The 12,933-nt window shown below is 72.3% G+C and carries 13 protein-coding genes; 8 read left to right on the top strand and 5 right to left on the bottom strand.

Translation table 11 applies throughout. The annotated features are described in order from the left end of the window. Positions 1–6 precede the first annotated feature (6 nt). Entirely contained in the window at positions 7–888 is an 882-nt protein-coding gene (locus KUM40_RS40515) for an endonuclease/exonuclease/phosphatase family protein (RefSeq protein ID WP_217171442.1), read from the top strand. Here KUM40_RS40515 and KUM40_RS40520 read toward each other — a convergent pair. Next, positions 860–2,401, bottom strand: coding sequence for a CehA/McbA family metallohydrolase (locus KUM40_RS40520; RefSeq protein ID WP_217171397.1), 1,542 nt, complete (start codon positions 2,399–2,401; stop codon positions 860–862). The two genes, KUM40_RS40515 and KUM40_RS40520, sit on opposite strands and share 29 nt — an antisense overlap. A 232-nt stretch (positions 2,402–2,633) precedes the next feature. Here KUM40_RS40520 and KUM40_RS40525 point away from each other — a divergent pair, with 232 nt between their 5' ends. After that, positions 2,634–5,237 carry a bifunctional FO biosynthesis protein CofGH gene (locus KUM40_RS40525; RefSeq protein WP_217171398.1) on the top strand — a complete coding sequence of 868 codons (2,604 nt, stop codon included), beginning with the start codon at positions 2,634–2,636 and terminating at the stop codon, positions 5,235–5,237. Positions 5,238–5,334: 97 nt separating this feature from the next. Further along, positions 5,335–5,898: a hypothetical protein gene (locus KUM40_RS40530; RefSeq protein WP_217171399.1), complete on the top strand. Its 564-nt coding sequence runs from the start codon at positions 5,335–5,337 to the stop codon at positions 5,896–5,898. Here the strand turns inward: KUM40_RS40530 and KUM40_RS40535 are convergent. Next, entirely contained in the window at positions 5,882–6,397 is a 516-nt protein-coding gene (locus tag KUM40_RS40535) for a DUF2165 domain-containing protein (RefSeq protein WP_217171400.1), read from the bottom strand. The genes KUM40_RS40530 and KUM40_RS40535 overlap by 17 nt on opposite strands. A gap of 51 nt (positions 6,398–6,448) precedes the next feature. Here KUM40_RS40535 and KUM40_RS40540 point away from each other — a divergent pair, with 51 nt between their 5' ends. Further along, the gene (locus KUM40_RS40540) at positions 6,449–7,024 is read left to right on the top strand and encodes a hypothetical protein (protein WP_217171401.1); all 576 of its coding nucleotides are present in this window, start codon (positions 6,449–6,451) and stop codon (positions 7,022–7,024) included. A gap of 4 nt (positions 7,025–7,028) precedes the next feature. Here KUM40_RS40540 and KUM40_RS40545 read toward each other — a convergent pair whose 3' ends face one another. Together KUM40_RS40545 and KUM40_RS40550 are read right to left on the bottom strand one after the other, a co-directional pair. Beyond that, on the bottom strand, positions 7,029–7,220 hold the full coding sequence (locus tag KUM40_RS40545; protein ID WP_217171402.1) for a DUF397 domain-containing protein: 192 nt from the start codon (positions 7,218–7,220) through the stop codon (positions 7,029–7,031). Continuing rightward, the gene (locus KUM40_RS40550; protein WP_217171403.1) at positions 7,217–8,029 is read right to left on the bottom strand and encodes a helix-turn-helix transcriptional regulator; all 813 of its coding nucleotides are present in this window, start codon (positions 8,027–8,029) and stop codon (positions 7,217–7,219) included. The genes KUM40_RS40545 and KUM40_RS40550 overlap by 4 nt, the downstream gene beginning before the upstream one ends. A gap of 116 nt (positions 8,030–8,145) precedes the next feature. Between KUM40_RS40550 and KUM40_RS40555 the strand changes: the two genes are divergently transcribed. Next, positions 8,146–8,577 (top strand): ATP-binding protein, encoded by a 432-nt coding sequence (locus tag KUM40_RS40555; RefSeq protein WP_217171443.1) that lies wholly within the window; start codon positions 8,146–8,148, stop codon positions 8,575–8,577. Between the two features lie 226 nt (positions 8,578–8,803). Then, entirely contained in the window at positions 8,804–9,667 is an 864-nt protein-coding gene (locus KUM40_RS40560; protein WP_217171404.1) for a helix-turn-helix domain-containing protein, read from the top strand. 122 nt (positions 9,668–9,789) lie between these two features. Here the strand turns inward: KUM40_RS40560 and KUM40_RS40565 are convergent, their stop codons facing one another. Further along, positions 9,790–10,947, bottom strand: a complete 1,158-nt coding sequence (locus tag KUM40_RS40565) for a serine hydrolase (RefSeq protein ID WP_217171444.1) — start codon at positions 10,945–10,947, stop codon at positions 9,790–9,792. Between the two features lie 314 nt (positions 10,948–11,261). On the opposite strand from KUM40_RS40565, the gene KUM40_RS40570 reads away from it, so the two are divergent. Next, positions 11,262–12,377 (top strand): ADP-ribosylglycohydrolase family protein, encoded by a 1,116-nt coding sequence (locus KUM40_RS40570; RefSeq protein ID WP_217171405.1) that lies wholly within the window; start codon positions 11,262–11,264, stop codon positions 12,375–12,377. A 90-nt stretch (positions 12,378–12,467) separates the two neighbouring features. Next, positions 12,468–12,878, top strand: a complete 411-nt coding sequence (locus KUM40_RS40575) for a VOC family protein (RefSeq protein ID WP_217171406.1) — start codon at positions 12,468–12,470, stop codon at positions 12,876–12,878. Positions 12,879–12,933 lie beyond the last annotated feature (55 nt).

A 12,933-nucleotide genomic window follows, 5' to 3' on the forward strand; every position in this document is an offset into this window, starting at 1 on the left:
ACGGGTGTGCGCGTGGTGACCTGGAATCTTTGGTGGCGGTTCGGGCCGTGGGCGGACAGGCAGAAGGCGATCCTCGCCGTGCTGCGGGAGTTGCGGCCCGATGTCGTCGGGCTCCAGGAGGTGTGGGCCGTCGAGGGCGGGGAGAACCTCGCTGGCTGGCTGGCCGGTGAACTCGGCCTGCACTGCGCCTGGGCGCCCTCGCCCGCCCCCGAGCGGTGGCAGCGGCGGATCGGGGACGACACCGTGGGCATCGGCACCGCCGTGCTCAGCCGCTGGCCCGTCGTGGAGCGGGCGGTGCTGCGGCTGCCCGTCCCCGGGGAACTCGACGACGGGCGGCTGGCCCTCCACGCGCGACTGGACGCGCCCGGCCATCAGGTGCCCTTCTTCACCGTCCACCTGACGTCCGGCGCGCACGCCGCCGCCGTGCGCCGTGAGCAGGCCACCGCTCTCGCGCGGTTCGTCGCCGGGCACCGGCACGGCACCGGTCACCCGCCCGTCGTCACCGGCGACCTCAACGCCCGCCCCGAGTCGCCGGAGGTCCGCCTGCTGCGGGTGGCGGCGCGTCTCCACGATGCCTGGGAGCACGCCGAGCCGGGCGCGCCGTCCGGTACCTGGGACACCGCGAACCCGTACGTCGCGCACGCGGACGGCGAGCCGAGCACGCGGATCGACTACGTCCACGTGGGCCCGCCCGGACCCGGCGGACTCGGCCGGGTCCGGGCGGTACGGCGGGCCGGTGACGGCCCCGTGGACGGGGTCTGGCCCTCGGACCACGCGGCGGTCGTCGCCGACCTGGAGGACGGCGGGGCGACCACATCCTCGGCCTCGGATACAGCTTCGGATTCGGGTTCGGATTCGGCTACCGGCCCAGGAAGACCGGGTTGGTGAACGCCGCCAACGCCCCCGGCAGCGGGCCCGCCGCCGTCTCGTGGCGCACCTCCGCCCGTACGTACGCCGCGTACGAGGCGGTCGTCCGCCACTCCACGACGCCCGAACCGGACACCGGCAGCGGATCACCGGTGAACAGCACGCCCTGATCCGTGACGAGGCGCACCGTGCAGCGCGGGGCGCCCGTCACCTCCACGCGGACGGTGACCGGGGTGTCGCGGTCCACGCGCAGCCGCTCGCCGATGCCGGCGTGTTCGCCCCGGCCGCCGGACGCGGTGAAGGCCAGCGACACCCGCGAGGACTCGGCGACGTACGACCGTCCGGCGCGGATGCCCTCCTGGATCGCCTCCCGGGTCAGGTCGTCGGCGAGGACGACGGTCTGCGGGCGGCCGATCACGTCGGGGGAGCGGTGGGAGTCGCTGTTGCCCATCGCCGGGAGCCAGCCCCCCTTGCCCTCCACGCCCCCCTCGCCCCGCCCGTCGCGCCCCTCGCGCACGGCGGCGACCAGCATGCCGTCCCAGTCGGCCAGCGCCACCTCGTCGTCGGGCGTGTAGGCGCCGTTCCACACCTCGACCGCGTCGGCCTCCCCGAACCCGAACTTCCAGTTGCAGCCGATGCAGGTGGCGTGCGGGTGGGCCGGGACCACCAGGCCGCCGGCGCGGCGGATCTGCCGGGCGAACCGGCCGAAGCGGTTGTCGCGGGCCCGGTAGCGCCAGTCGACGAAGGTGCCGGGATCGGTGCCGAGGGCGACGACGTGGCCGTTGCGGGTCGTCACCTCCTCGCCGAGCAGGATCAGCAGGTCGTCCCCTGCCAGGCCGGCCCAGTGGGCGTGTGCCGAGTGCGTGTTGTGCTCGGAGGAGTTGATGAAGTCCAGGCCGGCCGCGCGCGCCAGTTCCGCGATCTCGGCGAGGGTGTAGCGGCCGTCGGAGTACTCGGAGTGCAGGTGGCAGTCGCCCCGGTACCAGGCGCGGCCGCGCCCCTTGGCCCGCTCCGGCGGGTACACCGGCCGCGGGGTCTCGTCCTGCTCGCCGTACGTCAGCGTGATCGTGATCTCGTACGACAGCCCTTGCGGGGCCACCGTGTACGGGCCGAGCGCGAGGTGCCAGGTGCCCGGCCGAATCCGCCCCGGGAGGTATCCGGGGGTCGCGTCGTCCGCGCGGACGAGGAACTCCGTGCGGGCCCCGCCCGACCAGCCCCGGAAACCGCGGCCGCCCAGCTCGGTGCCGCGCTCGTCGAAGAGGCCGATGTCGAGCGCGTTGCCCTGGGTGCCGGCCGGGACGGTGGGGCGGTCGTAGGTGTAGGCGACGTGTATCTCGCGAACGCCGGCCGGGACTTCGACCGGGACGTACACGAAGTCGGGGGAGCCGGTGGGCAGGGTGCCGCGCACGGTTCTCTTCCGCTGTTCCCGGGGTGCCGCCGAGGCGAAGCTCACGCTTCCCAACGTAAGCGCGGCGGCGGCTCCCGTCACGAACATCGCGCGTCTGCCGATTCCGGCGTGGTCGTCCTCGCACATGCTGCTGCTCCCAGGTGTCGTCAGTGACATGACATCGGTGGTGCAGGGGTGGTGCGTGCAACCCTCGTATTGAGCCGTGAACTCCCGGGCAAGGAAAGGGGTTGGACGGATTGAGGGCCGGAAACCGGGCGGTGCGCGGCAGTGCGGGGGCAGTGCGGGGCGGCCGCGAGGGGGGCGACCGCTCGCCGGGACGGGCCGCCCGCGCTGATCACGGCGCTCGTATGCTCGAAGGATGACGACTCCCGCGACCTCCGGAACCGGACCCGCCGACCCCACCGGCCCCACCGAGAACTCCATGCGTCGCGCCCTCAAACGCGCCCGGGACGGCGTCGCCCTCGACGCGGCCGAGGCCGCCGTGCTGCTCCAGGCGCGCGGCGAGCACCTGGACGCCCTCACCGCGTCCGCCGCCCGGGTCCGGGACGCGGGCCTGGAGGCCGCCGGGCGCCCCGGCGTCATCACGTACTCGAAGAGCGTCTTCGTCCCGCTGACCCGGCTGTGCCGGGACAAGTGCCACTACTGCACCTTCGTCACCGTCCCCGGCAAGCTGCGCCGCGAGGGCCACGGGATGTTCATGTCCCCGGACGAGGTGCTCGACATCGCCCGGCGCGGTGCCGCCCTCGGTTGCAAGGAAGCCCTCATCACCCTCGGCGACAAGCCCGAGGATCGCTGGCCGGAGGCGAGGGAGTGGCTCGACGCGCACGGCTACGACGACACGATCGCGTACGTCCGCGCCATTTCGATCCGCATCCTGGAGGAGACGGGCCTGCTCCCGCACCTCAACCCGGGCGTGATGTCCTGGACGGACTTCCAGCGGCTCAAGCCCGTGGCGCCGTCCATGGGCATGATGCTGGAGACCACCGCGACCCGGCTGTGGTCGGAGCCGGGCGGCCCGCACCACGGCTCCCCGGACAAGGAACCCGCCGTACGGCTGCGCGTCCTGGAGGACGCCGGCCGCTCCTCCGTCCCCTTCACCTCCGGCATCCTCATCGGCATCGGCGAGACCCACGAGGAGCGGGCCGAGTCCCTCTTCGCGCTGCGCAAGGTCTCCCGCTCCTACCACGGCGTCCAGGAACTGATCATCCAGAACTTCCGCGCCAAGCCGGACACCGCGATGCGCGGCATGCCGGACGCGGAACTGGACGAACTGGTCGCCACGGTCGCCGTCGCCCGGCACATCATGGGCCCGTCCGCCTGCCTCCAGGCCCCGCCGAACCTGGTGGACTCGGAGTACGAGCGGCTGATCGGCGCGGGCATCGACGACTGGGGCGGCGTCTCCCCGCTCACCATCGACCACGTCAACCCCGAGCGCCCCTGGCCGCAGATCGACGAACTCGCCGCCAAGTCCCGGACGGCCGGCTTCGAGCTGCGTGAACGTCTGTGCGTCTACCCGGAGTTCGTCAAGCGCGGCGAGCCCTGGCTGGACCCGCGGCTGCGCCCGCACGTCGCCGCGCTCGCCGACCCCGAGACCGGCCTGGCCCGCGCGGACGCGACGGTCGAGGGCCACCCGTGGCAGGAGCCGGACGAGGCGTTCACCGCGACCGGCCGCACCGACCTGCACGCCACCATCGACACCGAGGGCCGTACGTCGGACCGCCGCGACGACTTCGACGAGGTGTACGGCGACTGGGGCGCCCTGCGCGAGGCCGCCGCCCCCGGCATGGCACCCGAGCGCATCGACACCGACGTACGCGCCGCGCTGGCCACGGCGGCCGACGACCCGACGAAGCTGACGGACGACGAGGCCCTCGCCCTGCTGCACGCCGACGGCCCGGCGCTGGACGCCCTGTGCGCGGTCGCCGACGACGTCCGCAAGTCGGTCACCGGCGACGACGTCACGTACATCGTCACCCGGAACATCAACTTCACCAACGTCTGCTACACCGGCTGCCGTTTCTGCGCCTTCGCCCAGCGCCGCACGGACGCCGACGCCTACACGCTCTCCCTGGACCAGGTCGCCGACCGCGCCCAGCAGGCCTGGGACGTGGGCGCCGTCGAGGTCTGCATGCAGGGCGGCATCCACCCCGACCTGCCGGGCACGGCGTACTTCGACATCGCGAGGGCGGTCAAGGAACGCGTCCCCGGCATGCACGTGCACGCCTTCTCGCCGATGGAGGTCGTCAACGGCGCGACCCGCACCGGGATGTCGATCCGCGAGTGGCTGAGCGCGGCGAAGGAGGCCGGACTCGACTCCATTCCCGGCACGGCGGCGGAGATCCTCGACGACGAGGTCCGCTGGATCCTGACCAAGGGCAAGCTGCCGACGGCCACCTGGATCGAGGTCGTCGAGACGGCCCACGCGCTGGGCATCCGCTCCTCGTCCACGATGATGTACGGCCATGTCGACCAGCCCCGGCACTGGCTGGGCCACCTGCGCACCCTCGCCGGGATCCAGCAGCGCACGGGCGGTTTCACGGAGTTCGTGACGCTCCCCTTCATCCACACCAACGCGCCGGTCTACCTCGCCGGCATCGCCCGCCCCGGCCCCTCCGTGCGCGACAACCGCGCGGTCACGGCGATGGCCCGCCTCCTCCTGCACCCGCACATCCCCAACATCCAGACAAGCTGGGTGAAACTGGGCACGGAGGGTGCGGCGGAGATGCTCCGTTCCGGCGCCAACGACCTCGGCGGCACCCTCATGGAAGAGACGATCTCCCGCATGGCGGGCTCGTCGTACGGGTCGTACAAGTCGGTCAAGGACCTGATCGCGGTCGCCGACGCGGCAGGCCGCCCGGCGAGGCCGCGCACGACGCTGTACGGCCAGGTGCCGGAGGAGCGGCAGCGGGCGGCCCGGGACTCGGACGGGCATCTGCCGGAGCTGCTGCCGGTCCTGGACTGAGGCGCGCGCGTCGGGGGTGCGGCGGTCGCGCAGTACGATGATCGGGCCCCGTGTGTGTCGGGGTTCTCGTAGCTGACCGCTGAGGAGATGCGTGCCCGTGCCTGCCCGACTTCCCTCATGGACCTGGGTCTCCGGTCTGACCGTGGGGGCGATCGCGGCGGTGACCTTCCTGGCCGCACAGGCGGACCAGGGCCCCCATCCCACCGCCGCGGCGACCAGGCCGAGCCCGTCCGCGTCGGCCGACGCGCATCCCACGCCGGAGGAGACCGCGCCGGCCCCGGTACCGGAGGGCTCCGGCACCGGGCGGCGCGTCGTCTACTCGGTCGGCCAGGACCGGGTGTGGCTGGTCGACGCCAGCGACGCCACCCGGCGGTCGTTCACGGTGTGGCCGGGGACGGTCGACCCCGACCCCGGCAAGTACAGCGTCGGCACCCGCCGCCAGGACCCGACGACGGGATCCGACGGGGTCCAGGTCGAGCAGATCATGTACTTCACCCAGGAGGACGGCATCTGGGTCGCCTTCTCCAACGCCGTGGACGGCTCCTCGCCGCCGCCGCCCGCCGACGATGCCAGGACGGGCGGCATACGGCTGCCCAAGGCGGACGCCGACGCGCTCTGGGAGTTCGGCTCGTCCGGCACGACGGTCACCGTGGTGGCGTAGCCTCCGCCGCCTCGCCGGACGGCAGGTGCGTCACGATCAGCACGACGCCGCTGAACAGGAACACCCGCGTCGCCGCGTCCAGCCCGTTCCAGTCCTCCGACTGCCACATCGCGAACCACTCCCCGCCGATCGCGAGGAACCCGGCGCCGAAGAGCAGCATCAGCATGAGCGTGCCGTACGTGGTCATACGCCGCGCGAGGGCGTGGTCCCTGCGTATCCACAGCCAGGTCGCGCAGATCAGCACCAGCGCGGCGACCGTCTCCCAGACGATGATCGCGACGTACGCGGTGTCCTGAAGGCCCCGGCTCGTGATCGCCCGCCACATCAGGTCGTCGTCCTTGAACGTCGTGTCCATCGCGAGGACGTGCCGCACGTACTGCTGGTTGTTGTCGAAGTCGGTGATGTTCCCCAGGGCCACGAGGGCGATGTAGAGGGCGAGGACGGCGGTCAGCACGGTGCCCGCGAGGGAAAGGGGGCTGGTTCGTGGGAAGTTGGCCATGGCAGCACTATTCCGAAGCCGGGGACGGGGCGAGTAGGTAGGGTCCGGAACGTGATCTCCCCGAAGCGCTCCGTCGACGAACTGCCGGGTGACCCGCGCCGGCTGAACCTGGAGTACCGGACGTGGCACTTCGTCGGCTCGGAGGGCGACGAGAACGGCTTCGACGAGTGGGACGTCTCCGTCCGGTCCAGCCGGTACGTGGACCGGCCGAAGAGCGCGGCCGCGAAGACCGTCCCGCACGAGATCGGCTCGATGCGGCTCTTCCGCCTGCGGATGGACGAGAGGTTCAGCCCGTTCCCGTTCTCCGACGCGGAGGCCTACGACACGGACCTGTCCAACCTGGTCCTCGGCGTCTACGACCTCGGCCGGGGCGGCTACCGCCAGGAGTTCCGGGACGCCATGACGACCTGCGACGGCGACCTGCTCGTCCTCTTCGACGTGCGGCTGGACCCCGCCTGGCGGGGCTTCGGCCTCGGTCCGGTCCTCGCCTCCGAGGCCGCGTTCCGGCGGGCCGGTGAGAAGATCGCGGCGCTGTGGGAGAGCGTCGGATTCCGGCGCCGCACCAGGCCTCTCGGTCACCTCCTGGACCCCAGGACCGACGAGGCGCGCGAGTCGCTTCGCCGCTGAACCGCTACGATCGCCCGCCGCTGAACGCCAGGAACGAGGTCCAGGAGGCGTCGGTGAAGGAGAGGCGGGCTGCTTCGGGGTTCTTGGAGTCGCGGACGTGGACGGTCGTGTCGACGGAGGCTATGGCGACCTCGACGCACTCAGGGCCGTCGTTGCTGCTGTAGCTGCTCTTGAACCACTTGAGCGCGGGGGTCATGTTTCTTCTCCCATGACTTTCTCGATGAAGGCCAGTGACTCGCGGGGCGTGAGTGCCTGCGCCCGGATGATCCCATAGCGCAAGTCCAGGGTCTGGACCTCGTGCGGATCAGCGATGACTCGGTTGTGCAGTTGAGCTTCCGAGTGGCCGAACGCCTTGCCGCCCCGCAGCTTCAGCAGTTGCAGCGACCCAGCCATCCCCGCGTGGTCCTCGCGGTCCGTCGGCATGACCTGGATCTCGACGTGCCTCAACCTCCCGACCTCCAACAGATGTTCGAGCTGTTGCCGCAGCACCATTCTGCCTCCGAGCGGGCGCCGTAGCGTCACCTCTTCCTGGACAAAGGTGAGCTGGGCGCGGGGAACGCGCTCGAAGACGGTCTTCCGCGCCATGCGGGCGGAGACGTAGCGGTCGACCTCCTCCTCCGTGAACGCCGGACGGCGCATCGCGTACAACGCGCGGGCGTACTCGGGCGTCTGCAACAGCCCGTGGATGTGGTGGCCCGCGTAGGCGCCGAGGTCGACCGCCTCGTCCTCCAGCTTGGCCAGGTCCCGCACCTTCTTCGGGTAGCGGGCCTTCTCCACGTCCTCCTTCATGGCCGAGAGCTTCCCGCTCGCGCCCAGCACCTCGTCGGCCTTGTCCAGGAAATCCGGCTTCGGGACCCGGCGCCCGCGCTCGACGGACGACACCATCTCCTCGCCGTATCCGATGGCGGTGCCCAGTTCCGCCTGCCGCATTCCGGCGGCCTCGCGCCACATCTTGATCTGCCGCCCGACCGCCTTGAGCACGGCCGTGGTCTCCTCGTCCTCCATGTCTTCCCCTCCTTGCGTACGAACCGTACGACCACGGTGGGCTCCCGGACAGTCACGCTCGGTACCGTGGTTGTTGCTGTTCAGAGTAGGGACAGACGGCCACGCTGGGTGACGTGATGGAGAAATTGGCCCTGCACGGCATCCCGAACGCACCGCATTTCGCGGTCCAGTTGTCCGCGACGCGAAGGGGCGCCAGGCTTGCGCGCCTGCTCACCGAACGCCAACTCGACGACTGGAGCGTGCCGTCGGGGGAGGCGGTGCAGGTGGTCGCCGAGCTGGCGGCGAACGCCGTGCTGCACGGCCGGGTGCCGGGGCGGTACTTCCGGCTGACCCTGCGCCTGCTCCCCGGCGGCACCCTCCGCGTCGAGGTCACGGACGCCCGGGGCGACCGGGTCCCGCGTCTTCCCGACCCGGCCGCCGACGACGAGGAGTGCGGGCGCGGGCTGCGCATCGTGGCTGCGTACGCGGACCGTTGGGGTGTCGACGCGGGACCGGACCCCGCCAAGACCGTCTGGGCCGAACTGGCACCGGGTCGTGGCCGGACGTGACCCGGTCGGGCGCGACGCCAAAGACCAAAGAACCGGGGAAAGAACCGAACCCGCCCCTGCCGTCCCCGCCCGTCACCCTCCGGAGTGAACATCGCCAACTCGGCTGGCGTGGCGAGCCGTTCATGGTGCAGCGTCAGCGGCAGCAGACCCCGACATGATTCGGCCCCCGCCGGGAAGGCAATCCCACTGCGAGGGCCTGATCACCGAGGAAGAAGAGAGCTTCCTGATGACTGAGCAGAACCCTAGCGCGCCCACGCGCCCCGTGTCCGGCCGTCACCCTGGCGGTGTCGAGCACGAGAACCATCCCCACCACGACCACTTCACCGTGGTCGGCAACCACCTCCTCCAGCACCCCGAGCTGTCCCTGACGGCGATCGGACTGGCCGTCCACATCCAGTCGCTGCCCGCCGGGACTCCGGTCGGGATCAAGTCGCTGGCGGGCAAGTTCCCGGAGGGCGAGATCCGGATCGCCGCCGCCCTGCGGGAGTTGGAAGAGCACGGCTACCTCGCACGCACCAAGGAGCGTCTTCAATCGGGGCGAGTCGTGACCCGGACGGTCTCCCGCAACAAGCCCCGCGCCGCCTTCGCGGCGGCGTGGCCCGCCCGGCCGGTCGCTGACGAGCCGTCCTCCCCGGCCCCCTCCCCGGCCACCGCCCCGGTTGTCGGCGTCGGCTCTGCTCCGGTGGTGGCCCCGGAGACGGAACTGGTGGCGAACCCTGCGGCGACGGAGCTGCTTGTCCGTCTCCGGGTGCATGACTCCCGCCTGCTCCTGACCGAGCGCGACGTCCGGCGTCTCGCCCCGGCCGTCATGGCCTGGCTGGAGCGCGGCGTACCCCCGACCGCCGTGGAGCGGACGCTGACGGCCGGGCTGCCCCAGGAGCCGATCCGTCACCCGGCGGCCTTCCTGGAACGCCGTCTCACCTCAGACCTTCCGCCTGCCCTGCCCGCCCCCCGCACGCCTGCCCCCGGCCCGCGCCGGCCGGACCCCCTCCAGACCTGCGACGGCTGCGAACGTGCCTTCCGCGCCTCCCGACCGGGTCGCTGCCGTGACTGCCGCGAGCGCCCCCTCTCGGAACAGGCGGCTGCGTAAAAGCGTGAGCACTCGGCGGGAAACTGTCCTCCACGCGCTCATCCGAGCGGCTCAAGGACAAACCGGGCCGAAGTGCTCACGTTTTTCGACTCAACTGGTCACCGGGGCGAGCGGGGCCACGTTCATTCGCAGACGGCCGTGTCCACCACGTCGAAGACGTGCTGGTGCGCCGCCATCATGTCGGCCGGCTCGGCGGCCACCGAGCTGGACAGTGCCGTCGCCGCCACCGTGGCCGCGCGGCCGTCCTGCGTGGCGCCGCCGTAGGACTCGTAGCCGTGGATGGAACCGCCGTGGCCCCACAGCTCGACGCCGCAGGACAGGGGAGTGCGGAAGAGGCCCAGGCCGTATCCGGTGCCGGGCGCGGGGGCGCCCTCGGTCACCGGGACCGTGGTCTTCATCTCCTTCAGTTCGGCGGCATCCAGTACCTCGCCGCCGAGCAGGGCGGAGAAGAAGCGGTTGAGGTCGCGCGGGGTGGTGACGAGCTGCCCGGCGGCCCAGGCCTGCGACGGGTCGAGGCGCGTGATGTCCTCCAGCGGAGCGCCGGGAGTGGCGGCGGCGTATCCCTTGGGGTGGGCGCCCCGGATGCCGCGCTCGCCGACGCCCGGCCAGTAGGTGTCCTTCAGGCCGAGGGGGCGGATGACCCGGTCGGTGATCTCCTCGCCGAAGGGGCGGCCCGTGACCTTCTCGACGAGCAGGCCCGCCAGGATGTAGTTGGTGTTGCTGTACTGCCACTTCGCGCCGGGCTCGAACGCCGCCTTCTGGCTCAGGGCGAGGTCGAGCAGGTCACGCGGGTTGTAGTACGTGTCGCGGACCTCGAAGGGGTCCAGGCCCAGTGTCTGGACGTAGTCCGGCAGGCCGCTGGTGTGCTGGAGCAGGTTCCGCACGGTGATCCGGTTGCCGTCGATGCCGTCGCCGCGCACCAGGCCCGGCAGGTACGTCTCGATCGGCTCGTCCAGCTTCACCTTGCCCTCGCCGACCAGCATGAGCACCACCGCCGCGGTGAAGGACTTGGTGTTGCTGCCCGCCCGGACCTGGCCGTTCACCGGCACGGCCGCGCCGGTCTCGACGTCACCGGTGCCGGCCGTGTAGTCGCGGACGCGTCCGTCACGTCCCTGGTCGGCGACCAGCGCGGCGGGGAAACCGTCCTCGCGCACCAGGTCCTTCGCAGCCTCGCGCACGGCGTCGCGGTGGTGACCGGCGTGGTCCGGGGCGCCGTAGACCGGGGAGCCGCTCACGGCGAGGCCGCCGCCCAGGACCGCCAGCGCGGCGACCACGGACAGCACGCGCCCGCGCTGCTTCTTCGGCCCCTTCCGGACGGAGGAGGCGGAGGAGGCGGAGGCGGAGGAGGGGGCGTGGAGACGAGCGGGCACGGAGGGTTCCTTCCAACAGGGCTGTTCTCGCGACCCCTTGAGCCTGTCGCAGCCCGGCTGTCCGCTCGATGGTGCCAGGCGGCGGATACGGGGTGTACCTGGTGCCACCCCCGGTCGTGAGCGTTTCCACACAGTTCCGGCCCGTTCCGGCCCTGAACCGACCGCTTCCGTTCGCATACAGTGCTGGGCGTCGTACGTACGCACAGCGCCGAGGGGAGTTCCAGGTGGGCGGGACGACCGGTGCCGTCTGGGGGCGTGCCGAGCAGCAGGACTTCCGCAGCCGGGTGCGCGGGACGCTGCTCGGCGTGGCCGTCGGGGACGCCCTCGGAGCGCCCGTCGACGGTCTCGACCTGGACGGGATCCGGGAGGCGCACGGCGCGGAGGGGCTGACCGACCTGGCCTCCGCCTACGGCCGGCGCGGTGCCGTCACCCACCTCACCCAGCTCACCCTGTTCTCCGTGGACGGGCTGATCCGCGCCCAGGTACGGCGGGACACCGGCGCCTGGCATCCGCCGACCGACCTGCACCGGGCCTACCGTCGCTGGGTCGCGACCCAGCGCGACTGGGGGCCCGACCTGCGGCGCAAGGACGACGGCTGGCTGGCCCACGAGGAGTGGCTGTACGTCCGCAGGGACGCCCCGCGCACGCTGCTGCTCGGGCTCGGCGACGAGACGATGGGCACCCCCGAGGCGCCCAAGAACCCCGGTGAGTACGGGCCCGAGGCAGCCGCCCGGTCCGCGCCGTTCGGGCTGCTGGTCGGCTGGGAGCCGCAACTGGTCGCCCAGCTCGCCGTGGAGTGCGCGGCGCAGACCCACGGCCACCCCACCGGCTACCTCACGGCGGGCGCGTACGCCGTGATCGTGCACGGTCTTGCGCGCGGCGAGAGCCTGGACGCCGCGGTGCAGCGGGCACTCGCGCTGCTCGCCGCCCGGCCGGGACACGAGCCCGTGGCGGACGCTCTGCAGCACGCGCTCGGCTCGGTACGGCAGGGGCTGCCGACCCCGGCCCGGGTGACCGAGCTGATCGGCGCGGGAACGGCGGAGGGCCTGGTCGCCGCCGCCGTGTACTGCGCCCTCGTCGGGGAGGACGTACGGCACGGGCTGCGGCTCGCCGTCAACCACGGCGGCCCCTCGGCTGCGACCGGGGCGCTGACCGGCGGCCTGCTCGGCGCCCTGCACGGCGAGACGGCGCTGCCCCCGGCCTGGCTGGCCGAGCTGGAGGGCCGCCCGACCCTCCTGGAACTGGCCGACGACTTCGCCATGGAGATGACCCAGGGCCCCGCACTGCACGGCCCGGCGGGCTCGTCCCCGGGTTGGCTGGCACGATACCCGCGCGGGTAGGACGGTCACGTTTCGCGAGGCGGATCGGTAGCGCGGATCGAGTGTGGGGATCGGGAGCGGGGACGGTGAGCCGCGGCTAGCGTGGCTGCCATGGACATCAGCATCCACACCACCGTCCTTCCGCACGACGACCCGGACGCGTCCCTGGCCTTCTACCGGGACGTCCTCGGCTTCGAGGTCCGCACGGACGTCGGGCACGGCAAGATGCGCTGGATCACGGTCGGTCCGGCCGGCCGGCCGGACACCTCGCTGCTCCTCTCGCCGCCCGCCGCCGACCCCGGCGTCACCGACGCCGAGCGCCGCACCGTCGCCGAGATGATGGCCAAAGGCACCTACGGGTGGATCCTCCTGGCCACCGAGGACCTCGACGGCACCTTCGAGAAGCTGCGCGCCGGGAACGCCGAGATCATCCAGGAGCCGACCGAGCAGCCGTACGGCATCCGCGACTGCGCCTTCCGGGACCCCGCCGGCAACCAGATCCGCATCCAGGAACTGCGCTGAGGGGGCGCGGCCGGTGACCACGATCCGTGGACACCGGCCGACACCGGCCGCACAC

It is taken from the genome of Streptomyces sp. AC512_CC834 (assembly GCF_019049325.1).
Lineage (GTDB): Bacteria > Actinomycetota > Actinomycetes > Streptomycetales > Streptomycetaceae > Streptomyces.

What these genes read in the sequence shown, in the direction of transcription:
- KUM40_RS40520 (WP_217171397.1), bottom strand. Translation starts at nt 2,401, where the DNA reads ATGTGCGAGGACGACCACGCCGGAATCGGCAGACGCGCGATGTTCGTG.
- KUM40_RS40525 (WP_217171398.1), top strand. Translation starts at nt 2,634, where the DNA reads ATGACGACTCCCGCGACCTCCGGAACCGGACCCGCCGACCCCACCGGC.
- KUM40_RS40535 (WP_217171400.1), bottom strand. Translation starts at nt 6,397, where the DNA reads ATGGCCAACTTCCCACGAACCAGCCCCCTTTCCCTCGCGGGCACCGTG.
- KUM40_RS40545 (WP_217171402.1), bottom strand. Translation starts at nt 7,220, where the DNA reads ATGACCCCCGCGCTCAAGTGGTTCAAGAGCAGCTACAGCAGCAACGAC.
- KUM40_RS40550 (WP_217171403.1), bottom strand. Translation starts at nt 8,029, where the DNA reads ATGGAGGACGAGGAGACCACGGCCGTGCTCAAGGCGGTCGGGCGGCAG.
- KUM40_RS40555 (WP_217171443.1), top strand. Translation starts at nt 8,146, where the DNA reads ATGGAGAAATTGGCCCTGCACGGCATCCCGAACGCACCGCATTTCGCG.
- KUM40_RS40560 (WP_217171404.1), top strand. Translation starts at nt 8,804, where the DNA reads ATGACTGAGCAGAACCCTAGCGCGCCCACGCGCCCCGTGTCCGGCCGT.
- KUM40_RS40575 (WP_217171406.1), top strand. Translation starts at nt 12,468, where the DNA reads ATGGACATCAGCATCCACACCACCGTCCTTCCGCACGACGACCCGGAC.